Raw genomic sequence first — 24,213 nt, forward strand, 5'->3', positions numbered from 1 at the left:
CTGAATACAAACTGGCGCTGGTCGGCTTCGGCGGTGTGAACCGGGCATTGGCTCAGCTGATTGCCGAGCGTAACGAAAGCTGGAAAACCGACCTCGGCTTCACCCTGAAAATCGTCGGCGTCACCGACCTGTTCCTCGGTTCGGTGATGGACCGCCACGGCCTCGACGCCGCGTCACTGGCCAGACTGCCAGCCACCCAAGGCGCCATGGCTCAACTCCCCGGCGGTACCGTCGACGCCCTCAACGAAGCCGTGATCAAAGACTGCGGCGCCGACATCATCGCCGAAGCCACCTTCACCAACCCGGTGGACGGCGAGCCCGCCACTTCGTTCTGCCGCTGGGCCCTGGAGCGCGGTAAACACGTGGTCACCACCAACAAAGGCCCCATCGCCCTGCACGGCGCCGAACTCAAAGCCCTGGCCCAACGCAACAACGTCGCTTTCGAATACGAAGGCTCGGTCATGAGCGGCACCCCCGTCATTCGCCTCGCCAAGCAATCCCTCGCTGGCAGCTCGATCAGCGGTTTCGAGGGCATCCTCAACGGCACCTCCAACTTCGTCCTCACCTGCATGGAAGGCGGATTGGGATTTGCTGAAGCGGTCAAAAAAGCCCAGGAACTGGGCTACGCCGAAGCCGACCCCACCGCGGACGTCGAAGGCCATGACGTGCGCCTCAAAGTCGTGATCCTCGCCAACGAACTGCTGGACGCCAAGCTCACCGTCAACGACGTCACCTGTAGCGGCATCTCCGCCCTGGGTCTGGACGACATCGAAAAAGCCCGCGAGGACGGCGCCCGCTGGAAACTCATCGGCGCCGCCGTCCGCAACGCCGACGGCTCCATCAGCGCCAGCGTCGAACCGCGCCTGCTGAGTAACGACCACCCACTGGCCAGCGTCAGCGGCGCCACCAACGCTGTGTCGTTCACCAGTGAACTGCTTGGCGCCGTGACCGTCTCGGGCCCCGGCGCAGGCCGCACCGAAACCGCCTTCGCGCTGCTGTCGGACATCATCCACATCCACCAATCGGCAACCGGCAAACAGGAGCACAACCTGTGAACGTATCGCGCCTGGCCCTGGCGGTTGTCGAACCGCACATCGAAGTCCTCAACCCCTTTGACGGCAGCGTCGTCGGCACCGTCGCGGACCTCCAAGCCTCAGAAGTCCCACAACTGCTCGAGACCGGCCGCAACGGCGTCAAAGCCTGCGCCGCACTGCCGCGTCATCGTCGCGCAAGCATTCTCGAACACGCCGCACTGAACATCGAACGCGACGCCAAAGCCTTCGCCCGGCTGATCGTCGACGAAGCCGGCAAGACCCTCAAACAGGCGGAAAAAGAAGTCAAACGCTGCGTCAACACCCTCAAGCTCTCCGCCGAAGAAGCCAAGCGCAACGCCGGCGAAATCGTGCCGTTCGACGCCTACGAAGGCGCCGAATCGCGCCAAGGCTGGTTCACCCGCGACCCCCTGGGCCTGATCGTCGCCATCACCCCCTACAACGACCCGCTGAACCTGGTCGCCCACAAACTCGGCCCGGCCATCGCCGGCGGCAACGCGGTGATCCTCAAACCGTCCGAACTGGCACCGTTGTCAGCCCTCAAACTGGTCTCGTACCTGGTCGCCGCCGGCCTGCCCGAAACCGTGGTCACCGTCGCCACCGGCGGTGCCGAACTCGGCAAGGCCCTGGTCGCCGCCCGCGATGTGCGCATGATCTCCTTCACCGGCGGCTTCGTCACCGGCGAACAAATCGCCCGCACCGCCGGCCTGAAAAAACTCGCCATGGACCTCGGCGGCAACGCCCCGGTCGTCGTCATGGCCGACTGCAACCTCGACGCCGCCGTCGACAGCTGCATCTCCGGCGCCTTCTGGGCCGCCGGGCAAAACTGCATCGGCACCCAACGCCTGCTCATTCACGCACCGATCTACGCCGCCTTCCGCGAGCGCTTCGTCCACCAGGCCCAAGCCCTCGTGGTCGGCAACCCACTGCTCGCCCACACCGACATCGGCCCGATGATCACCCACCAAGCCGCGCAAAACGCCGAACACGTGGTCAACGAAGCCCTGCAACAAGGCGCCACCTTACTCTGCGGCCACCGCCGCCAAGGCGCCTGCTACGCCGCGACCGTGTTGGAAAACGTCGACCATGCCAGCCGACTCTGGCGCAACGAGGTCTTCGCGCCGGTGGTGGTGTTGCAGCCGTTCGAGACGTTTGATGAAGCCATTGCGCTGGCTAACGAACCTGATTACGCGCTTCATGCCGGGATTTTCACCAATGACCTGTCCACGGCTATGAGTGCCGCACGACGGATCGAGGCGGGAGGGGTGATGATCAACGACTCCTCCGATTTTCGTTTCGATGCGATGCCGTTCGGGGGCTCCAAGTACGGCAGTCTGGGCAGGGAAGGGGTGCGGTTTGCGTATGAGGAAATGACCCAGCCGAAGGTGGTTTGTTTGAATACGCTGGGTTGATAGGTCAGGTTGTTGGCATCGGGCAGGTTGGTCACCGGCCCGATTTTTTGCGGCATCCCAAAGAGCCTCGAGTCTTGCGCTTCACAAATGTTTTTCCGGGGCTGTCGGGCAAATCGTCCTGGCTCATCTAAGCTGAATTTTCCTGGAAAACGCGCCAAGTGCCTTCTCATACGAATGCGGCCAACCCGGCTTGCGGCACCGCTCAGCAGCCAGGCGGGAGGAAGGATGCCGAACGTACTGGTGGTGGTCTGGGACTTCGATACCCGCCGATTAAGGGTCCCCGTCGAGAATAGTCTTCTCGGCATACAGCTTAGGATCGGGGCTTTATTGTCCATGGCGAGAACGGCCTTCGCCAAACATGTCGATCAACATCAACTGAATTATTGCCTGGTCGTCGCCCCCGAGTATCTTTTCTCCAAGGACATGCCTGTCTCGTTTATGTCGGAGGAGGAAAAAGAAATCATCCGGGCAACATTGGCAGATATTTCAACGAGAAATCCGTGGCTGATACTGGTCCCTGGCACGACGCTCTGGTTCAAATCAATGTTGCGCCCGGAATCCAGGGCGCTGAAAAGGGAAACCGGGAAGTTGAAATCATGGGGACCGGCCAGAAATATCAACAAGGCAAAATATCGTGTGGAAATGGATGCGGTTGTGAATGAAATCCCGGAGCGGGACCGCATCAGTAAAGGGATCTATGGCCATCATGCAGCGACTACGAAGGAGGAGATCGCGAAAATCGAATCAAGAGGGGCGGAAGCCAGGGACGGAATCGTCAGAAATACCGGCTTCATCATTTGGAATGGAAACGTCTTCTATCAGCATAAACGCTACCCCAATATCGGAAATGATGGGTTGGACGAACTGGCCGGGGCGCAGTTCTGGGCCGATAAGATATTCATGCCGGGCAGTTATCGGGAAGCCCCGGCTATCCATGGGCTGCAACTGGCTTTGGAAATCTGCGCAGAACATTTCATTGGCGCGACGGTTTTGCATAAGAACAACGTCCTGGATTTCCATATCCTGGTCTCGGCCAGCATTGCTCTTGCTAAAGCTCGCGTGGGCGTAAAACACGGAGGATATGTGGTTCACGCTGATTCAGGCGGCAGTTCAGTCTACCGACGCGAAGGCAGGGACTTGGTTCTGCTCCAAGCCATCGATGAAACCGAAATAGGCTTGTTGGGTGTTGAAGCTGGTCGCGCCAGGAGTTTTGTTTGCGCGATTGCCTAGACCTCGCCCGCCGAAAGAGCTGCGGCGGATGTGAAATCCAGATCCGCCATAACAGGCATTTCACACCCCTGTGGGAGCCGAGCTTGCTCGCGATAGCGGCACACCAGTCAACATCAATACCGCAGACCCACCACCGCGCAAGCAGCCCACCACGTCCCGCTTCCCTTCATGCCACCGACGGCGACAAATCTAACCCCCGCGTGGCTCCCCCACCAAGTAGCGTTCAAAGCACCGAGTGTGCAGACAACGTCGTCGATCTCTCCCCGAATTAACTTCTGCAAACGTTCAAAGCTGAAACGTATCAGCTACAAGAAAGAGCCAAAATATGCACAAATGCATTTTTCCCTTGACCCACAGGGGTGCGTCTCTATAAGGTGATTTTACTGTATGCGCATCCAGTATTCCTTAAGCATCATCTATTTGAATCCATTCATGGACGAGGTATTACCTTATGAAAACCACCACTGAAAAATTCGGTGTCACCCCCCATCAACCCAGCCTGTGGACCCGCGCTGATGCGTTGAAAGTCCGGGCGGACGATCCCACCACCACTCAGCCGCTGGTCCGCGCGGATTTCCCGGTATTGAGCAACGACGTGTTCATCTGGGACACCATGCCCCTGCGCGACTTGGACGGTAACGTGACGTCCGTCGATGGCTGGTCGGTGATCTTCACGCTGACGGCCGATCGTCATCCAAACGACCCGGCGTACCTTGATGAGGACGGCAACTACGACATCCTCCGCGATTGGAACGATCGTCACGGTCGGGCAAAGATGTACTACTGGTTTTCTCGTACCGGCAAGAACTGGGAGCTCGGTGGCCGCGTGATGGCCGAAGGCGTTTCGCCGACCGCTCGCGAATGGGCCGGCACGCCGATCCTGTTGAACGACCGAGGTGAAGTGGACCTGTATTACACCGCCGTCACCCCGGGCGCGACCATCGTCAAAGTGCGCGGTCGGGTCGTGACCACTGAACATGGTGTCAGCATGGTCGGCTTCGAGAAGGTCAAGCCGCTGTTCGAGGCCGACGGCAAGATGTACCAGACCGAAGCCCAAAACGCCTTCTGGGGTTTCCGCGACCCATGGCCATTCCGCGACCCGAACGACGGCAAACTGTACATGCTGTTCGAGGGTAACGTGGCCGGCGAGCGCGGCTCGCACAAAGTAGGCGAGGCCGAAATCGGCGACGTGCCACCGGGTTATGAAGATGTCGGCAACTCGCGCTTCCAGACCGCCTGCGTTGGCATCGCCGTGGCCCGCGACGCGGACGGCGACGACTGGGGAATGTTGCCGCCCCTGCTGACCGCCGTGGGCGTCAACGACCAGACCGAACGCCCGCACTTCGTGTTCCAGGATGGCAAGTACTACCTGTTCACCATCAGCCACACCTTCACCTATGCCGACGGCGTGACCGGGCCGGACGGCGTGTACGGTTTTGTCGCGGACTCGCTGTTCGGCCCCTACGTGCCGCTCAACGGTTCCGGCCTGGTACTGGGCAACCCGTCCTCCCAGCCATTCCAGACCTACTCGCACTACGTGATGCCAAACGGCCTGGTGACCTCCTTCATCGACAGCGTACCGACCGACGAAACCGGCACGCAGATTCGTGTGGGTGGCACCGAGGCACCCACGGTGGGCTTGAAAATAAAAGGGCAGCAGACGTTCGTGGTGGCCGAGTACGACTACGGGTACATCCCGCCGATGCTCGACGTTACGCTTAAGTAATAGCAACACAGGGTTTCAGGCAGCGGGTTTGAGGTCGATGACAAAACCGTTGTGGATATGATCGAGATATCCCGCCTGATTTATTGCGATGTTGGTCGCGAGCTCCATTGAAAAACGAGTCGTAACCCGCTCGCGGCTGGCTGCAAGGATGCAGCCAGTCGCGAATGCATTTCCCTGCGACGTATGTACACAAGCGCCTCTGTGGGAGCGAGCTTGCTCGCGATAGCGGTGCATCCGCAAAATTCCAGCCAGCTGTTTATCGCGTCTCCACGAGCCTAGCCAAGACCGACATCGCCTTGCGCCATTGCCTACAACTACGCCAGAATCCGCCGGCTTGTGCGTCTTGGGTCGCGTCGGTAGTTTGGTTCCTGTCACTGCTCATCAGTGATCGGGTTTAGTCGCCCGTCTCAACCTAAGGCGTACCAGGTCCCCGTCGGACAGGCTTTGCTGTTCCTGTATTGATGGTGGCTGTGCGCAGGGCGCCCCCGGGCGCGCCGGGATTCTTAGGTTCACCGGTCGACTAACCTGCGCACAGCTGCCGCCCCTTCGTTTAGTCGCGAGGTGGTTGCAGCCTCACTTACAGGAACCTAAGTCGATGGCAAAAATTACACCGAACCCTCCAACTGCAGATGAGCATGTATCTCGCGCTCAGTCTGCTCGTAACAACAAGCTTGATGACGCTGCCAACCGGGCGTTGGATTACTACCTGAAGCCTACGCCGAAGAACGAAACGTCCGACAAACCCAACACCATCTTCCGTATCGCATCTGATGTTGATTCGGAGTGTCTGCTTGCCAATCTCAGTGAAAACCTGGCTTCGGCCAATGCCATGATCAATGATTTGGCGTTTGATCTTGAGGGATCGCGACGGCGTGTTGCGTTGGGGATTTTGCAGGTGATTGAGGTGAGTGAGCTGTTGGCGAATCGGGCTTTGGATATTGTTGAGGTGAGGTAACAAGGGGCTGCGCTTACCCCGGGCATGAAAAAAAGGTCTTGCATGGCAAGGCCTTTTTTGTGGCCGGTCGCCCGACAACGGCCAGCCACGACACATAATCGATTGTGATGATGGCCCTCAATATTTCGCCCGGCAGGTCGTTAGCTTTAACTGTCCTCTCTTATCAAGGAAGTTGCCGTGTCCGAAAATGTTTACGCACCGCCTTTGGCTCAACTGGAGACCATCGTTGAACAGCCTTCCGAGTTTTATGTGGTGTCGCCAGCAAAGCTTCTGACACTGGCGATTCTGACGTTTGGTTTCTATTTCTATTACTGGTCATACAAAAACTGGAGCCTGTACAAGCAATCCACCCAGGCAGATATCTGGCCGTGGGCTCGCGGCCTGTTGTGCATATTTTTCATTCACCAACTGTATCGACGCGCGAATGAGAAAATTCGCGGCAGTGGTCGTACGTATGAGTGGGACTATGAGCAGTGGGCAACCGTATTCGTTGTGCTGACGGTCGGTGCCAATCTGTTGGATGGAGTGGCGAAGCGCGTCGATGGCTTCGAGTTTCTGATCGGCTGGTTACTGCTGGCGATTCCACTGCGAGCCTATGTGGTAAGCCGGAGCCAACCGATGATCAACTTCGCCGCCAGTGACCCTCAGGCGCTGAGCAATTCGCGCTTCACCGTATGGAATTACCTGTTCATGGTGTCGGGAGTTTTGCTCTGGGCGCTGACATTACTTGGTGCCTGGACCCTTTATCGTTGAACCGAATGGGAGTCGAGGCAGCTCAGCCGAAGGTGGTTCGTTTGAATACGTTAGAGTGAGGCAACGCGGTGTTTATTGGGGCGTGTGGGATTTGGGAGGGGCCGACGCCGTCTTGCGCCTTTGCCTACAACTACGCCAGAATCCGCCGGCTTGTGCACCTTGGGTCCCCTCGGTAGTTTGAATCCGTCACTGCCAATCAGTGATCGGGTTTCGCAGCCCGGACTCTATAGGCGCACAACGTCACCTTCGAAAGCAGATCGCCCATGTCTGTGATTTCGTCAGAGGTGGCTGTGCGTGGGAGACCTTCGGGTCTGCCGGTCCCTAGAGTCCCGGTCTGCGAACCCGCGTACAGCTGCCACCCCATACTTCGTTTCGCAGCGAAGGGTGGTAGCTCCAACAGACTCTAGGAGTTTTACCATGGTCAAAATTACACCGAACCCGCCAACTGCGGACGAACATGAGTCTCGCGTTCAGTCTGCTCGTAACAAGAAGCTTGATGATGCTGCGAACCGGGCTTTGGATTTTTATCTGAAGCCTACGCCGAAGAAAGAAACGTCTGATAAGTCCGACACCATCTTCCGTATCGCACCTGACGTTGATTCGGAATGTCTGCTGGCCAATCTCAGTGAAAACCTGGCTTCGGCCAATGCCATGATCAATGATTTGGCGTTTGGTCTTGAGGGATCACGACGGCATTTTGCGTTGGGGATTTTGCAGGTGATTGAGGTGAGTGAGCTGCTGGCGAATCGGGCTTTAGATATTGTTGAGGTGAGGTAGAGCGGGGCGTTCGCTGACCTCCTGGCGTAAAAAAGGTCTTGCTTGGCAAGACCTTTTTCGTATCCGGGAGCCCCGAAATGATGAGCTATCTATTTGCTTGACCTTGCGCTCCAAGGCTTGGGTGGTTCGCCAACCAGAGCTGTTGGTCTCTTACCTAAATTACCCGAAAGTGCAATTGACGCTCGAAGGAAAGCGCGAGAGTAATGCTGTCTCAATGGGACTGCAGTCTACCTCATGAGTCGGGGGCAAACCTGGAAGGGATCCAATGGTCGCATGCCGCTTTACTGCGGCTTAGGGGCGAGCTAATGTGCTGGCATAAGGACATGATTTCTTACTGTATGTCCATGACAGGCTCCAGTGGAGCTGCAGTGAAATTGTCGTTCCTTCCTTTTTGAACTCGCATTTCGCCGAACAAATCGCAGTCGCCAAATGAGAGGTCATTTAGCGATCGCCACATCGGTGAGTGGGGTTTTTAAATCGGATATCTGGCCACTTGAAGGCGAGCAAATATGGATTTTTCTACGCTGTTGCACCTTTGGGGGGCGGCAAGCCCCGAGCAATTAATTGCCCCCACAATTGTAGTTGGCTTCGTTTTCGTTTTAGGCACTTGGTATTTTTTTCGTTATTTTTGCAGGTCCTTCAAATTAAGTAGCAGGCTAAGAACTCTCACCAAAAATTTGCGGGGCGTGAAAAGCCTCGCTCCATCTCTCCGTCGCGCTGAATTGGAGCGATTGTTCGGTGGGGGGAGACTGGAGCACTCATGGCGTGAGTACGCGGAGACATTGCACGACCAATTTGAGTTTCAGGAGGGGGAGCAGGTCCTCATCCGATCACGCGCTACCGCTGGTGCGGCACACTTTTTTTCACCTCAAAGCGTGGTTGATACCCCGCTGGGTACTGAGTTTTACAAGCACCTGCCTGGAATATTGACTGGCATCGGTATTGTTGGGACGTTCTTCGGCTTGATGTTAGGCCTACAACACTTTGATCCGAGCACGCCCGAGCAGGTTAACGCCAGCGTCGATAAGCTGCTGAAAGATGTTTTGTTTGCTTTTATCGGCTCCTTTATTTCAATTATGGCGTCTATTGTCGTCACGATTACTGAGAAGTGGCGTCTAGGGCAATGCTATAAACTGCTTGAAGAGTTCAATGAAACAATCGATGGGCTTTTCGATAGTGGCGTCGGGGAGGAATACCTGGCGGAGCTTGTACGCTCTAGTGCTGAAAGCTCCGTGCAAACACGTCAGCTCAAGGACAGCCTGGTTACTGACCTGCGCGAAATGCTGCAGAACCTCGTAGATACCCAAGTCCGCGAAAGCCTTAAACTGGCGGATACCTTGTCGACTACTTACCGTGACTCAGGGCAGTTGTTGGCCGATCAGGTAAGCAGTGCAATTGAAAACAGCCTCAAATCCCCGCTTGAGGCTATCGCGGGTGCGGTTCAGGCCGCCAGTGGCGATCAGTCAGGGCAGGTACAGAACCTTCTTCAGGATGTTCTCGTCGCCTTCATGAACAAGCTGGAAGGTACGTTCGGCCAACAGTTCAATGGCCTTCACGAACTGATGGTGCAGTCCGTTTCCGCCATGCAGTCAATGCAACAAGGCTTTTCGACGCTGATCCAAGATATGCGTTCGGCTAGCGAGTCCTCGAACCAAAACAGCTCAACCATGATCGCCCAGTTACTCTCCGATATGCAGGCCGGACAGAACGCCATGCAAGCGGGGATGAACGAGATGCTAGCGAATCTCCAAGCTTCGGTTGCCCGTATTGGCAACGAAGGGGAGGGAGCAGGCGCTCGAATGGCCGAGCAATTGGAGAGGTTGTTTGCTCAAAGCGAGGCTCGCCAACAGGCAATGGCTGAGAATCTCCAGGCTTTTGTTGAATCGATCAAACAGAACATCGGCCAGGGGCAGCAGGAAACCATGGCGAAAATTGCGGGCTCTGTTGATGTGCTGGGTGAGCAACTCTCGGCAGTCTTCAAGCAACTGGAATATGGACAGCAGCAGATGGATCAATCCACACGTGCTGCGCAGGCTGATCTCCATCAAGGTACCCGCGATCTGGTTGGCGGCCTTGACGAGCAGGTTAAGGCGCTGCTGCAAACAGTGTCTGAGCAACAGAGATCTGCCCAGGACACCGTCAAGGCATTGAGTGCCCAAACAGAGCAGCATCTGCAGAGTATGCAGCTAGGCGCAGACAAGATGCGGGCGGCGGCTGAGCGGTTTGAAACGGCCGGACAAAGTGTTGCACGAGCCAGTGAGTCGACTGCGGGACTTATGGGGACAGTTCAGGGCGCAGGGACTGAGCTTGCACAGGCGTCACGTGAGCTGAATACCGTGGTCGCGGATTACCGAAACAATCGTGAAGCGTTAGCGAAAACACTTGCTGTGATTGAAGGGGTAGTCGCGAGTGCACAAGGAGAGGCCAGCGGTCGCAGCCAGTATCTCCAGGACCTGAAGGTTCAAAGTGAGCGGATGCAGGCGCTTAACCGTGAAGTGCATGAATACCTGGAAAACATCAGTGGTGTGCTCGGTAACGGCTTCAAAGAGTTCGGTGATGGCATGGATCGGGTGCTGAGACAAACCCTGGGTAGCCTGGACACCGAACTAGATAAAGCAGTCAAGAGCCTCGCTGGCGGTGTAGAGGGGGTCAAGGAAAGCCTCGACGACTTCGGTGACATCATGGAACGAATCAGGCAGTAACGGAGGCTAGTCGATGTTTAGTAAGCAAATGCCTTCGGTTGCCCGTTCAAAAGACGAGGGAGAAAAGCCTTTTTGGATATCCTTCGCGGATTTAATGACCGCGATGATGATTCTCTTCCTCGTCGTCATGGTGGCGGCTTTGAGTTCTGTTACGCAGCGTATTAACCAAGCGGAGCAAGGAGAGAAGCAGCGTAATAAGGACATTAGTCAAATCTGCGAGCACCTGAGCCTTAAGGCGAAGGCTGCCAGTAAAACCATCGTTGTAGACTGCAAAGACAACCGGATTAGCTTCGGCGATGCAGGCCGCTTTGGACATAACCAGTACGCGCTGAGCAACGATGGCCAGTCGGCACTTCAGGAGGTTGTGCCGATGATTCTGGACGCCGCTAACAGTGAAGAGGGCCGAAAGTGGTTCAAACAGGTTGTGATTGAGGGATCGACAGACACTGACGGTTCCTATCTTTATAACCTGCACCTTTCACTGCAGCGCTCAGAATGGGTGATGTGCAGTCTGCTCGATAGCCGCAGTCCCCTCCAAGTTGGATTGTCACCGGAGCACCAACAGCAAATCAGATCGATGTTCCTGGCCGGCGGTGTGTCGTTCAACAATGCAAAGGACACCAAGGAAGAAAGCCGGCGAGTGGAGTTGCGCATGCAGTTCTTTGGCTTAAAGGAAAAGGAAGACAACCTCAAGCCAGAGGTGCCGGTATTCAATAACACTGATCTGGAAAAGTGTCAGTTGGCGATGAACCGATGACTAGCCCGATTGCAAGGCTTTCCGCCGCGATTAACCTGAGTCTGTTGGCACATCGCACGGGGCCGGCACCTGAACCGTTGGCGCGATTCCCCCGTCTCGGTGCTGCGGGAATTGATCTTTACGAAAGATTCGAACGCGCTGAAAAAGCTCTGCCGCCACCTCAGGAAAAGCGCCGCGCAGCGATAAACAAGTTCCGTAATGTACTCCCACTCAACGCCTCAGAATGGCGTTTGGTCTTTGCCGGTCTCTCGGACAAGAGTGAGCGAGTCGGACCGATACTGGACGATGACCAGCTTTTTGACCGAGTGCATAAAGAAATCCATCACCGCATTGAACAACGGAGACTGAGTCGCCGAGATTGGTTGGCGCTGTGCTTCAGCTACTTTGGGTACGAGGCCGCAACGCCTGATCAGAACGCCAATTGGTGTGTGTTGCGGGCAGACGTTCAGCTTGGCTTCGAGTGCGTCAGAGGTCAGCAAAAGCGCGAGAAGGAATGGGTGCATATCGTCCAGCAGCATCAGGAGCTTTTTTCCGAGCAGGCAGGCGTCAGGCTGGGTGACCAGATGTTCAAGGGAGAGATCAGCGACCTTTCGGCATTGCAGACGATTGCGCAGATCCCTGATAGCAGTTGGCTGTGGCGAAGGATCTTTAACGTACTTATCTCTCGTATTTTTATGTTGGATGACGCCGAGTTTTCTCAGCGCTTAGCCGACCTTGTCGACATCGGCCGGCAGCATCCGCGGTACATGAACGACATTTTGAGTGCATGTCTGGCGCGCTATCACGTAGCAGCTTATCGAGAAAAGCCGTCGTCGCTGCTAAAACAGGTCGCACTCGACAATTGGGGTAGCCCTCAGATCCGTTCCAGACAAAACAGTTGGCTGCAGTATGTTGAAAAAGATGTGTGTGCGATGGTCGTCGCGTGGTTTGCGAAGGAAGACCTTGAGCACTTCTTCAATTTGCTCAAAGGCGAAGCAGAGGTCGATCAATCACGTCTGCATTATTGGCTACGTTTTGCTAACCAGATGAGTTACACCCGAATCGTCATGGGCTCGGATGCTTGGCATGACAGTGGGCGGGACTTCGTCCATTTCCGTGAGAAGAACAAGGGGCGCCTTAGCCGACTGGTTGGTGGCCCCGGTCATAACAACGCCGTCATCATGCAGATTGAGAACTATTTTTTCGTGGAGTTCTCCGGAACCGGAAATGCTTGCTATGTGTATCAGGCGGACAAGTCGCCTTTCAATCCAGACAAGTCAATGCTGGAGTTGGCGAGCGAGCTGAAGCAGCCTCACCGTGCGCTGGACCGAATGCGGCATTCTCCAGCACCTAGCCGCCCAAATCGCGTAGAGGGCTGGCTCAGCAAATTCGATGATGCCCTCGATAAATTGGGTATTCGTGTGCAGAGTCAGGCCGGAGCGCCAGGTTCAGCCAAACCATTGCCTTTCGAAGACCAAGTCCGTGACGCCCTCAAGTCGGTCAAACACAAAGTCTATGACCAGCGCGCGCGCGGCGGTGCGTTTCAGGTCCAGCTTGATGACAACGACCTGGCCGCCGTTGCCGTGCTCCAACGCCTGGGCTTCAAGCCCGTCAATCACCAGCCACTCCGGTTCTGGAGACAGTAATGCTCAAGCGTTTCCTCAAAGGCATTGGCCTGCAGCCGAGTTCGGCGTTAGAAAATACTGAGCCTGTTTTTTCCATTGAGGAGCAGGGCATTTGTTATCCCCTGAGCTTGGCGGATAACGCAGAATCCTGGCCGCTGGCAAGCTATCTGGATCAGTTGGAAGAGGAGGAGTTCATCTCCCAACTCAGCGATCGCTGGCTACTGACGTGGGATGAGCTCTATCGACTTCTTGACGAGCCAGAGCACTTAACAAGTCTGCCGTTATTGAAATTGCCACCCCAGACAGCTCTCATTCCTCAACTGAGCAGCCAAGGCAGCCTTGCCTCCGACGATTTCAAGGTCTCCGTCAGTGGATGGCGTGACCCGCAATCCAATGCAAATGTGCAGGTGCAGCGTACGGGCGCGATCCTCCAGTACCACGGAAAAATGGAGATTTTGGCTGAGTCGTGCTGGAAGTTAACCGGTGCGGTACGGCAACTTTACCTGGCTCAACAAAATGAGCCGGGTGAAGTAACTAACCAGATTGGCTGGGCCAGCATCAGGAAGTTGGCGCGCAAGGCAGGTGCAGGTATGGATGGTTTTTTGGATAAAACGGTCGTTATCAAGCCTGAAAGCCTGCGGCTCAACCCGAGAAAATCGACAGTAGGTAATACGCCGGTTATCGAATTGCAACCTACCTTTGAGGGCCAGCCGGTTAACTGGCTTGAGAGTTTCGATGGTGCCAATCAGGTTCAGGATCGATACCGGGTGATCGGTGATGATGGATCGTTGACTCACGTCCTGATCGAGCCTGAAGTCAAATCTGTATTGGACTATGTGCGCTCGTTGCCTGGGCGTCGGGTGGCTGGGGACAATGCACTTTCCTTCGTCCGTAACCCTTACAGCGCACTCGGCGAAAGCGCTGCGCAAGTACTGGATGCCGAGACCTATGAAGAGGAACTAGCTGAGGCTGGAATTTTCTTTCACCGCTTTCATCTGGAGCCCAAGCTGGATGATGCGGGACAGCGCATCGAGCGGGTAAACCTGACGCTCGAACCGATCTCGCCAACCCCGCAAGCGCCCATCGAAGTTGAATTCAAAGCAGCCTATGAACTCGCGCCATTCGTGCATGAATTGCAACTGAAATTGGCCGCAGGAATGCCAGCTGGTTTCTGGCAGGGCTATGAGCTGGAACTCAGCGATTTTGATTTGCGCCAGTTGGCAGGTATTAGCGATCTGCTTAAGCGTTGGCAAAACGAAGCGGCTGGTATTGAATTCGACTCAGTCCTGGACCTGTCTCTTTACGGCGACCGTGTGACTGGCATCGGGGAAGCGGAAAGAATTACTTCGCCTTTCCTCGTCAAAGAGGCGACCGAAAACTGGTTGCCGAAGGATGTGGCGGCGCTGGGCATTGACGCAGAAATCCTTGGGCGTTGGGATCCATCCGACCGTGCTCAATTTGAAGCGTTTGAGCAGCGGCTGGACGAAGCTCGCGCTGCCGGTGATGAAACGGTCTGTTTGCCAGAGTCCGAAACACCGCTCTCAATTGCTGCCGCCGAGCAATTGTTTGATGCATGGTCCAAGAAGATCGCTCCTGTCGGGACCAGCCTGGTCCAGGAACAGGAAAAGGTTGGTCGCGCCGTACTGCAAATCGGCCACAACATTGAGGAACCGACCTACGTTCAGATTCGTCAGGCCGCGTTACGTGCCGCTTTGGACGCAACGCCAGAGTTGCCCTGCTTGCTCAAGCCTGAAGTTGTCTTGCGTGAGCACCAGCTTCAAGGCGTCGCGTGGTTGCAGCACTTGTTCCGTTTGTCCCCCTCGGACGTGTCAGGCTGCTTGCTCGCTGATGACATGGGGCTGGGAAAAACAATCCAGTTGCTCACCTTCCTAGTTTGGTACCTGGAAAAGTACCCACAAGACAAGCCGACACTCATCATCGCCCCAGTTTCATTGCTTGATAACTGGGAGCGTGAGCTTCAGCGCTTCTTTTTCGCTGACGCGCTGCCAGTGCTGAAGCTGTATGGCTCGGCCTTGAGTGCAGTGAAGTTCAAGAAGGAAGAAATCCCTGCTGACTTGAAAGCAAAGGGCATCAAGAATCTTCTGCGCCCGGGTTGGATGGGCGGCGCCCGAATCGTCCTAACAACTTACGAGACACTTCGCGATCAGGAGTTTTCCCTGGCACGCCAGCAGTGGTCGATCGTCGTGTGTGATGAAGCACAGAAGCTGAAGAACCCAGCGGCACTGGTAACTCAAGCGATTAAAGCCATTCCTGCAAGATTTCGAGTGGCATGTACCGGTACGCCTGTCGAGAACACTCTGATTGATCTTTGGTGCCTCTTCGACTTCATCCAGCCAGGTTTTTTGGGTGGATTGAACCAATTCGGTCGGGAGTATCAGCGCCCAATCGAAGCCGCATTGGAGCGAGATACGATTGCTCTGGAGCGCCTTCGAGGGCTTATCGACCCACAGACTCTGCGCCGTACCAAGTTGGACATCGCTAAAGATTTGCCCGCCAAAATAGAAGACGCAGCATGCCGTTCATTGGGCATGCATGCCTTGCAGCGCAATTTGTATCTGTCCGAAATATCCGCGTATACCAAGAAGCAGCAGATCGAAGAGCAGCTCGATCAAAAAACGTCTGGCATGCTCGGTTTATTGCACAAGCTCAAGCTCATTTGCGCCCACCCTTACAGCGTCCAACCCGATAGGCGCTTACGCGATAATTCGCCAAAGCTGCAGTGGCTGATTCAAACCCTGGAAGGCATTAAAAGAGCAGGTAAGGACGATAAGGTCATTCTCTTCACTGAGCTACGGGACATACAGCGGGAGCTTCAGCACTCCATTCAAGAGCATTTTGGATTCCGTGCAACGGTCATCAATGGCGATACGAGTACCAGCAGTCAAAGCGCCAATAGCCGGCAGAGACTAATCGACCAGTTTCAGGAGCAGCCTGGCTTTGCCGTGATTATCCTCTCTACCATTGCTGTCGGGTTTGGCGTCAACGTCCAGGCTGCGAACCATGTGATTCACTTCACCCGGTGCTGGAACCCAGCAAAGGAAGATCAGGCTACAGACCGTGCATATCGGATTGGTCAAAAAAAGGATGTGTACGTTTATTACCCAACCGTGCGTGATCCAGAGATGCCGACTTTTGAGGCGACACTTGACGACTTGTTAAGCAAGCGACGGGCATTGGCGCGCGATATGTTAAGCGGGGCTTCGGAGATTCAAGCTTCGGAGTTTGGGGAGCTATTGGGGACTCGGTAGCGGGATCGGGTTACTCAACAACAGTATTTGCATTGATGAATGCAGTGCCGAAAAAAAGGATTTACAACTTGCCTATAAAAACGGACATCTGGACCGTCGGTCTTGTACCGAACAAGCTTCGCCAAAGCCGATTGGCCAGCGAGCAGCTACTTGAGGAAATGATCATCAGCTCTCCCAGCATCCTTTCTGAGGAGTGGATGCTAGTAGGCAGGCAAGAGTCCACCGGAATGGGCGGCCGCATTGACCTGCTGGCCATTGCGCCTGATGGAAGTCTGGTGCTGATTGAGCTCAAAAGAGATCGCACACCCCGTGAAGTCGTTGCTCAGGCCCTCGACTATGCCGTTTGGGTTGAAAGTCTGCGTGAGAACGAAATCGCGGCGATTTATCAACGGTTCCGACCTGGGAGCAGTTTGTATGCAGATTTTCTCGCGCGCTTTGGCCGTGTGCTCGACGATGATGATCTGAATAAAAGCCATCAACTCATCATCGTCGCCACAGAGTTGGACGCCAGCAGCGAACGAATCGTTGAATACCTCAGCAAGCGAGATATTCCGATCAACGTGCTTTGCTTCCAAGTTTTCCAGGTAGGCGATCAGCAATTGCTGAGCCGATCCTGGTTACTCGATCCTGTTCAGACCCAAGTGAACGCCGTATCGACCAGTGAAGGACATGGCGAGCCCTGGAATGGAGAATTTTACTGTTCGTTCGGGGACTCCGTCTCGCGTTCATGGGCTGATGCCGTGGAGTTCGGTTTCATTTCTGGTGGTGGCGGTGCGTGGTACAGCAAGACCTTGCAGCTCCTTTCTCCGGGAGATCGGATCTGGGTAAATATTCCCCAGCAAGGTTACGTCGGTGTAGGGCGTGTTTTGGGAACGTCCACGCCTGCAAATGAGTTCACAGTCATGCAGGATGGCGAGGAGCGGCCGATACTGGAGGTTGCAAAGCGCGCCACCTATCACGCTGAGTTTGCCGATGATCCGGAGCGCTGCGACTACTTCGTTCCGGTTCAATGGCTGCAAAGCGTGCCTGTAAGTCAGGCTGTGCGGGAGGTCGGAATGTTTGGTAATCAGAATACGGTTTGTCGTCCCACTACGCCTAAATGGCGGTGGACGATTGAGCGATTGAAACAACGTTTTCCGCATTACGACGAAGTGGCTGCTGTCGGAGATGTGAGCATGCCGTAGTGGTGGCCGTACCCAAGGATCTGTTAGCCCTTTTGCGGACTTGCATTCTTTTTAAATAGCTCCCCCCCTTTCGGGGGGGGGGCGGAGCATTAGAAATACTATTTTGGGCGAGAATGAAAAAACGCCAAGCCTCTAGCTGCGAAGTCCTGATTTATGTTTTTCAGACGCCGTGCAAATCGCTTTCGCTGAAAATAGCCGCCGACTTCAGCATCTTCAAAATCATTAAGGCAAACGCCCGGCTCTTGGTTTCGTTATCCAGCACTTCCAGCGACAACTTTTCGTGATCGGTCATGGCGTCCAGTACGGTATCCAGCACTCGTTTGGGGAACAGCCCATGCATGACTTGATCCACCGAGTGGTTGTTCACCTGGGCCATTACATCCTCCTGGCGGCTAATACGCTGGGCAATGCCGGTGAGGAACTGCAGCTGGTCATCGTCGCTTACCTCGGCACCGAAGATATCGTTCAGCGCCTCGATAATTTCTGACAACCGCTTTTTCTCTGGGTCATGGGGCTTACCGCTGCCAACGTCACTGCCAGGTTTGAGGGTGTACTCGCCCTTTTCCTCGCTGAGGCGCAGCGTGTGCTCGGCACGTTTGCTTAGACGGTAGTGGCTCAGTTGCAGCTCGCCGACGTCGACGTCGTTTTCTTGCAGGCGATCCACTCGCAGTAAAGGATGCAGGTGCTTGGCGTATACACAGAGTTGCTCCAGTTCGCGGTCTTCATAGGGCACGATCTGCGACAGGAACTCATACAGGCGCACGAAGCTCTGCAGATTTTTACGGAACAGGTCGAGTTGATCGATCTGTTCGCCGGCCTCTTTCAGGGCGTGCTCAGCCTTTTTCAAGCCGGCGCTGTCGCCGTTGGCCTCGGCTGTACGCTTGTAGTCAAGCGCTTGTTGGCGCGATTCCACCGAGAGGGCGTAGCGCTTGGCAAAGCGCTCCTTTGCTGGAGTGCAGTAGTAGCTGAGCTTGCTTGCCGCCGCCTTGGGATCAAAGAAGGCCATGGCGAACGCCTCGACCTCTTGCCAGTGATAGATCCCCTCGGCATCCAACTTCTTTTGCAGGTCATAGATGATTTGCGGGTTGGTTACATCAGTCAGTTCGGCCTTGGTGTAGTACGGCAAGAAGGCGTCGAGAATATCCTGCGGCTCGTTGAAGAAATCGAGAATGAAGGTTTCCTTGTTGTCACCGAAAGTGCGGTTCAGCCGCGATAGAGTTTGCACGCAGTCCACACCTTGCAGCTTCTTGTCCACGTACATGGCGCACAGCTTGGGCTGATCGAAACCGGTCTGATATTTGTTGGCCGCGATCATCACGTTGAAATCTTGAGTGTCGAAGGCATCCGCTAGATCACGGCCATTCAAACCAGCATTGAGCAGATTGCTATTTTCCGTGAGCTCTTCGGGAATCACCTCATCGGCTAACACGCTGCCGGAAAAAGCCACCAGGGGGTGCACATCGCCGTACCCCATTTGCTGCACATAGGCTTTGACCGCCAACTGATAACGCACTGCTTCTTGACGGCTGCTGGTCACCACCATGGCCTTGGCTTGGCCGCCCAGCAGGTGGCGGATGTTGGCGCGGAAGTGCTCGACGATCACCTCAACCTTCTGGCTGATGTTGTATGGATGCAGACGCACCCAGCGCGCCAACTTGATGCGTGCTTTTTTACTATCCACCTCGTCGTCTTGGTCATCTGGATGGGCGATCTTCCAAGCGGTGCTGTAGGTGGTGTAGTTGCGCAGCACGTCGAGGATGAAGCCTTCTTCAATTGCCTGGCGCATGGAGTACAGGTGAAAGGCCTCAGGCTTGTTGCTGGAACTGGCTGGCAGTGTCGAGTCGGCCGGGCGACCGAACAGCTCCAAGGTCTTGGCCTTGGGGGTGGCGGTAAAGGCGTAGTAGCTGATGCGCTCATTCGGTTGACGCGCTTGCACGGCGGCGTCCAGCAGTTCTTCGGCACTCACCTCTTCGACATCTGGCGCATCGCTACCCAGAATCTGTTTTAGTTTGCTGGCGGACGAGCCGGTTTGGGAGGAGTGTGCCTCATCGGCGATCACTGCATAACGTCCGCTGGCCAACTTGGGGTACTTGTCCAGGGCATCGAACAGCGCCGGGAAGGTCTGGATGGTGACGATGATGATGCGCGTCTGTTCAGCCAGCGCCTCGGCCAGTTGCTCGGATTTACTCTGGTTGCCGACATCTCGACTAATCGGTTTGACCACGCCCTGAGCGTGCTCGAACTGATAGATGGTGTTCTGCAGTTGGCTGTCCAGCACCGTGCGGTCGGTGACTACGATTACCGAATTGAATAGCCGTTGGCCGGCGTCGTCATACAGCGAGGCCAGTTGATGGGCGGTCCAGGCGATGGAGTTGGACTTGCCCGAGCCAGCGCTGTGCTGGATTAAATAGCGCTTTCCAGGCCCTTCGGCGCGGGTGGTGTTGACCAACTTATTGACCACTTCCCATTGGTGGTAACGCGGGAAGATCATTGTTTCCTTGGTAACCAGCGTGCCGTCGAAGCCTTCGCTGGTTTTTTTGTCCAAGTGTAGAAAGCGCCCCAGTACCTTGAGCCATGCATCCGGCTGCAACAGGCGTTGCCACAGATAGCTGGTGGCGTATTGGCTGTCATCCTCCGGCATCGGGTTGCCCGCACCGCCTTCTTCGCTGCCGAGGTTGAACGGTAGGAAGAAGGTGTCTTTCCCCGCTAGTGTGGTGGTCATCGCCACTTCGTTCTGGCCCACGGCAAAGTGCACCAGCGCTCCACGCTTGAAGGTCAGCAGCGGTTCGGGTTTGCGCGTCAGCGGGTCTTTTACCGGGCGGTCGTAACGGTACTGGCGCTTGGCGTTTTCCACTGACTGCTTGAACTCGCTTTTCAGCTCCAGCGTCGCGGTGGGAATGCCGTTGACGAATAGCACCAGATCGAGCCGTGGGTTGTAGCTCTGCCCGCCGCTAGCCCCATCACGCGTATGGGGCGAGTAGGATACCTCCGGTACCACGCGCAGGCGGTTGCACTGGTAACGCTTGAGGGTATCCGGGTTCATGCCGTGGTCGGGCTGGAAGCTGCACAGCTCCACCTTCACTGCCGGCAGCTTGAAGCCATGGCGTAGCACATCCAGAGTGCCGCTCTGCTCCAGCTCGCGCACCAGCTTTTGCACCAGCACGCCGTTGGGGTCAGTCGGGTTGGCCTTGGCGAACTTGTCCCAACGCTCCGGCCAGGCATCCTTGAAATAGCCCAGCATATCTTCGGTATACAGCGCCGTGCGGCGGTCGTAGCTGCTGGCAGTGCCAACCAGCCAGCCTTGGGCGGCCAGGACGTCGATGATGTCCTGCTGGAATTGCGCTTCCTTGCTGTCTGCCATTTATACGGCCTCTGCTTCTAATACGGGGGCTTGAACGCTGGTCGGTGGCTGCCAACCGCGTACGTCGATTTTTCCGGTGACAGCAGCGGAGATTAGGGCAGATCGGCGCTCTTGCAGAAGCCCCTTCATCTCAAGTGACTCGCCGATCAAACAATCTAGGGCGCTGAGGTTCTTGTTCAAATAATGGGAAATTTCTTTTTGCTCAGCCATTGCAGGACGCGTCAAGCAATAGTTAATAACCGTCGAAATATTCACATGCGGTGCTGTTGCACCAACTGTATCTACCTCACCTTGCCTATATGTGGTGACAGAATTTAACTGATACATAAAGAACTCAGGGCAAATACTGCCGCAGACACGAAGTTGCATCATTCTCTGCCCAAGTGCATACAGGCCCCCCTGAGGAACCAAGGCCGCGTGCCCCCAGCGTTCTCCTTCACGACTATATACAACGTCATTTTTCTCAAGGGGCATGCGACGGATGCGGTGATTGTACTGCTCTCGATCTAATCGATACATCCGTTCGGGTTTCAGTACGCCTTGATCAATGTCTGCTGTCCTAATTACAAGATAATCACCGTCTGGATCATAAATAGGGGTTTCATGCGGACAGTCCACGACTTGATCTATCACGAACTTTAACTTTGTCACAGTCCAATGCGCAGGGACCTCACCTAGCCACTCAACGCCGGAGTCTTTCATCGGCACCGTCGGAGCGAGGCCTTTGGTGACGGCATGAGAAATCATGGCCTGACGCTTTTCCTTGAGCAGTTCGATCAGACGCTGCTGCTCTTCGATCAACGCGTCGATGCGGGCGGTTTCGTGGTCAAGGAAACGGGCGATTTGGACTTGCTCGGAGAAAGGTGCAACCGGCAGCAGCAATGATCCAAACTGATCATAAGTGATAGTTTTTCCTTCTCTTATGCCCGTTGTCACCGACTGCAAAGCTGAAATATAAGCCCCATCTTTAAGTAGGTATTTAAAAAAATTCGGACTGGTCACACCCGCAGAATTTTGGCGCAGAACTGTATACGCAGGGCTAACGCAGCCACTGTATGCAGAATGCTCTATTCCCCCTTGAAATGACCTAAGGCTAATTACGAAATCATCAGCCAAAACTTCTTTAAAGTTATGTGTGCCTGCAAGAGCTAAAACAACTTTCACGTCGTTCCTTTCCATAAAATCCTTTTGTGGAATGACGCCATATGCTTGAGTTGCTGCTAGCTGTTCGGCACTTGGCTGCGCAACGTCCCTAACATTCCTGAATAGACGTTTAGCGATGATCGCTTCCCAATGCTGAGGAACCTCACCTAGCCATTCAGAACCAGAGTCCTTGTACGAGGGGTATGCTGGAAACGTCATGCCGACAACCCCTCGATCATCTGCTTTATTTGGTCGGTACAGGCTTTCAGATCGTGGTCGATCTCGAACAGCGGGCGTGGTGGTTGGAATACGTAGAAATGGCGATTGAAGGGGATTTCGAAGCCGACGATGCCGACTTCGCCGTCTTGCTCATCCCGTTTACTCTCGTCGATCCAGGCATCCCGTACATGGGGGATGACTTCGCGCTGGAAGTAGTCGTGCACCGACTCGCCTAGTGGCACGTTCTCGTTGTCGCGCAGGCCGGCATCCGCTTCCGGGCGGCCCTTGGTCGTGCAGATATCCGCCTCGGGGTCGCGCTCGCTCAAGGCATTGAGCAGGGCTTTTAGCTCCGGCGTGCTGAGGCTGATGCTGTGCGCGGTAAGGAATTTTTTCAGCAGCTTGCTGAACTGCTCGCGATTGCGGTGTAGCACACTTGCGTCCATTGCTTGCAGAGCAAGGATCAGGCCTTGCTTGGTGGTGCTGTCGAGTTTCTCGATGGTTTTTTCTTCCCGCACTTTAGCGATGCGCTCAGCACTGGTTTGGAAGTTCAGACGCAGCGGGCGCTCGACGGTGATGCGGCGGTAGCCGAAGGCATCGATGGGGAAGATCTTGCTTTGCGCGGTTTGCTCAAAGCAGCCGTACAGGCGCACCAGTTCACTAATTTGATCCTCGGTGATGTGTTGGCGCTTACTGCCCAGCGACTTGCGCATTTTGGCGAAATGCTGCGTTCCGTCAATCAACTGCACCTTGCCCTGACGTGCGGCGGCTTTATGGTTGCTGAGTATCCACACATAGGTAGCAATGCCGGTGTTGTAGAACATGTCGGTCGGCAGTGCGACTATGGCTTCGACCAGATCGTTTTGCAGTAGGTAGCGGCGAATCTCCGACTCGCCCGAGCCCGCACCGCCGGTGAACAGCGGCGAGCCGTTAAGGATGATACCGATGCGCGAGCCCCCGTCGCGCGGATCGCGCATCTTGCTGACTAGATGCAGAAGGAACAGCAGCGAGCCGTCGGACACGCGTGGCAGACCAGGACCGAAGCGGCCGTCGAAACCCTTGTGGTTATGCTCGTCGCTGATCTGCTTTTGCACCTTCTTCCATTCCACGCCGAACGGTGGGTTGCTGAGCATGAAGTCGAAGCGCTTGTCGGGCAGTTGGTCATTGGACAGGGTGTTGCCGAGCTTGATGCTGGCCACGTCCTGGCCCTTGATCAGCATGTCCGCCTTGCAGATGGCATAGGACTCGGGGTTGAGCTCTTGGCCGTGCAGCGACACGCTGACCTTTTCACTGATGGACTGGATGTATTCATCACCCTCAGACAGAAAACCGCCGGTGCCGGCGGTTGGGTCATAGATGGTGACGATGTTGTTGGGCGCGAGCTTGTGGTCCTGATTGGTAATAACCAACGATGTGGTGAGGTGCACGATATCGCGTGGGGTGAAATGCTCCCCGGCGGTTTCGTTGGAGCTTTCGGCAAACTTACGGATCAACTCTTCGAAAATGATGCCCATGCCGAAGTTGCTGATGCGCTCGGGGCTCAGATCGGTCGCAGCAAACCGTTGAACAACCTGATAAAGCAGGTTGGCGCTGGCCAGTTGTTGAACGAAGTCTTCGAAGTGGAAGTGTTCGAAGATCTCACGGGCGTCTTTGCTGAAGGCCTGCACATAGCTCATCAGATCGGCGGCGGTCTGCGTATCGGACAATGTGCTGAGGGTCAGCGGCGATGCGTTAAAGAACTGCAGACCACCTGTTGCACGCAGCATATACATTTCACGCACGGTGTCCGGGCGGCCTTCCTGGGCGTAAAACTCGCGAATCACAGCATCTTTGGTCGGTGCGAGCACACACTCCATGCGTCGCAGCAGGGTGAATGGAAGGATAATGCGACCGTACTGGGATTGCTTAAAATCACCACGCAGCAGGTCGGCAATCGACCAGAGAAAGGCGGCCGTCTGGGAATGATTTTCCGTGTTCACGCAGCAACTCCTTGGAGTAGGCAAAAAAGCCGAGTTTAACCCGCCGGGCTACCTACATGTCATAGGTGATGCAGGATTGATAGATCCTTAGGA

The 24,213-nt window shown here is 55.5% G+C and carries 16 protein-coding genes; 12 read left to right on the plus strand and 4 right to left on the minus strand.

The annotated features are described in order from the left end of the window. The 4 genes from J4E53_RS11505 to J4E53_RS11520 form a co-directional block, all read left to right on the plus strand. Window positions 1-1,055: homoserine dehydrogenase (locus J4E53_RS11505; RefSeq protein WP_207268140.1), on the plus strand; the 1,055-nt coding region annotated here is incomplete at its 5' end. Next, on the plus strand, window positions 1,052-2,464 hold the full coding sequence (locus J4E53_RS11510; RefSeq protein ID WP_103309239.1) for an aldehyde dehydrogenase family protein: 1,413 nt from the start codon (window positions 1,052-1,054) through the stop codon (window positions 2,462-2,464). The genes J4E53_RS11505 and J4E53_RS11510, both read left to right, overlap by 4 nt. Before the next feature lie 225 nt (window positions 2,465-2,689). After that, window positions 2,690-3,694, plus strand: a complete 1,005-nt coding sequence (locus J4E53_RS11515; RefSeq protein ID WP_060740451.1) for a hypothetical protein — start codon at window positions 2,690-2,692, stop codon at window positions 3,692-3,694. Window positions 3,695-4,145: 451 nt separating this feature from the next. Further along, window positions 4,146-5,420: a glycoside hydrolase family 68 protein gene (locus tag J4E53_RS11520; RefSeq protein ID WP_103309237.1), complete on the plus strand. Its 1,275-nt coding sequence runs from the start codon at window positions 4,146-4,148 to the stop codon at window positions 5,418-5,420. Between the two features lie 15 nt (window positions 5,421-5,435). On the opposite strand, the gene J4E53_RS11525 is transcribed toward J4E53_RS11520, so the two are convergent. Then, window positions 5,436-5,654: a hypothetical protein gene (locus J4E53_RS11525; RefSeq protein ID WP_103309235.1), complete on the minus strand. Its 219-nt coding sequence runs from the start codon at window positions 5,652-5,654 to the stop codon at window positions 5,436-5,438. 361 nt (window positions 5,655-6,015) lie between these two features. Here J4E53_RS11525 and J4E53_RS11530 point away from each other — a divergent pair, with 361 nt between their 5' ends. The 8 genes from J4E53_RS11530 (at window position 6,016) to J4E53_RS11565 (ending at window position 17,421) form a co-directional block, all read left to right on the plus strand. Continuing rightward, complete coding sequence (locus J4E53_RS11530) at window positions 6,016-6,375, plus strand: DUF6124 family protein (protein WP_103309233.1); 360 nt, start codon at window positions 6,016-6,018, stop codon at window positions 6,373-6,375. Window positions 6,376-6,552: 177 nt separating this feature from the next. Beyond that, window positions 6,553-7,128 carry a hypothetical protein gene (locus J4E53_RS11535; RefSeq protein ID WP_103309231.1) on the plus strand — a complete coding sequence of 192 codons (576 nt, stop codon included), beginning with the start codon at window positions 6,553-6,555 and terminating at the stop codon, window positions 7,126-7,128. Window positions 7,129-7,545: 417 nt separating this feature from the next. After that, window positions 7,546-7,905, plus strand: coding sequence for a DUF6124 family protein (locus J4E53_RS11540; RefSeq protein ID WP_103309229.1), 360 nt, complete (start codon window positions 7,546-7,548; stop codon window positions 7,903-7,905). 509 nt (window positions 7,906-8,414) lie between these two features. Further along, a complete protein-coding gene (zorA1, locus tag J4E53_RS11545) occupies window positions 8,415-10,607 on the plus strand; it encodes a type I Zorya anti-phage system protein ZorA1 (RefSeq protein WP_103309227.1) in 2,193 nt (730 codons plus the stop codon). Window positions 10,608-10,620: 13 nt separating this feature from the next. Beyond that, window positions 10,621-11,364: a type I Zorya anti-phage system protein ZorB1 gene (gene zorB1, locus J4E53_RS11550; RefSeq protein WP_103309225.1), complete on the plus strand. Its 744-nt coding sequence runs from the start codon at window positions 10,621-10,623 to the stop codon at window positions 11,362-11,364. Continuing rightward, window positions 11,361-12,989, plus strand: a complete 1,629-nt coding sequence (zorC, locus tag J4E53_RS11555; protein WP_103309224.1) for a type I Zorya anti-phage system protein ZorC — start codon at window positions 11,361-11,363, stop codon at window positions 12,987-12,989. Before zorB1 ends, zorC begins: the two co-directional genes overlap by 4 nt. Next, the gene (gene zorD, locus J4E53_RS11560; RefSeq protein WP_103309222.1) at window positions 12,989-16,237 is read left to right on the plus strand and encodes a type I Zorya anti-phage system protein ZorD; all 3,249 of its coding nucleotides are present in this window, start codon (window positions 12,989-12,991) and stop codon (window positions 16,235-16,237) included. The genes zorC and zorD overlap by 1 nt, the downstream gene beginning before the upstream one ends. Before the next feature lie 68 nt (window positions 16,238-16,305). Further along, entirely contained in the window at window positions 16,306-17,421 is a 1,116-nt protein-coding gene (locus tag J4E53_RS11565) for an endonuclease NucS domain-containing protein (protein ID WP_103309221.1), read from the plus strand. A gap of 160 nt (window positions 17,422-17,581) precedes the next feature. On the opposite strand, the gene J4E53_RS11570 is transcribed toward J4E53_RS11565, so the two are convergent. Genes J4E53_RS11570 through J4E53_RS11580 form a run of 3 tightly spaced genes read right to left on the minus strand, consistent with a single transcriptional unit; the run spans window position 17,582 to window position 24,120 of the window. After that, window positions 17,582-20,782: a type I restriction endonuclease subunit R gene (locus tag J4E53_RS11570; protein ID WP_103309219.1), complete on the minus strand. Its 3,201-nt coding sequence runs from the start codon at window positions 20,780-20,782 to the stop codon at window positions 17,582-17,584. Further along, entirely contained in the window at window positions 20,783-22,144 is a 1,362-nt protein-coding gene (locus tag J4E53_RS11575; RefSeq protein WP_103309217.1) for a restriction endonuclease subunit S, read from the minus strand. It lies immediately after the preceding gene. Next, window positions 22,141-24,120: a class I SAM-dependent DNA methyltransferase gene (locus J4E53_RS11580; protein WP_103309216.1), complete on the minus strand. Its 1,980-nt coding sequence runs from the start codon at window positions 24,118-24,120 to the stop codon at window positions 22,141-22,143. Before J4E53_RS11580 ends, J4E53_RS11575 begins: the two co-directional genes overlap by 4 nt. Window positions 24,121-24,213: the final 93 nt, after the last annotated feature.

Source organism: Pseudomonas sp. FW305-28 (genome assembly GCF_017351395.1).
GTDB lineage: Bacteria > Pseudomonadota > Gammaproteobacteria > Pseudomonadales > Pseudomonadaceae > Aquipseudomonas > Aquipseudomonas fluorescens_AA.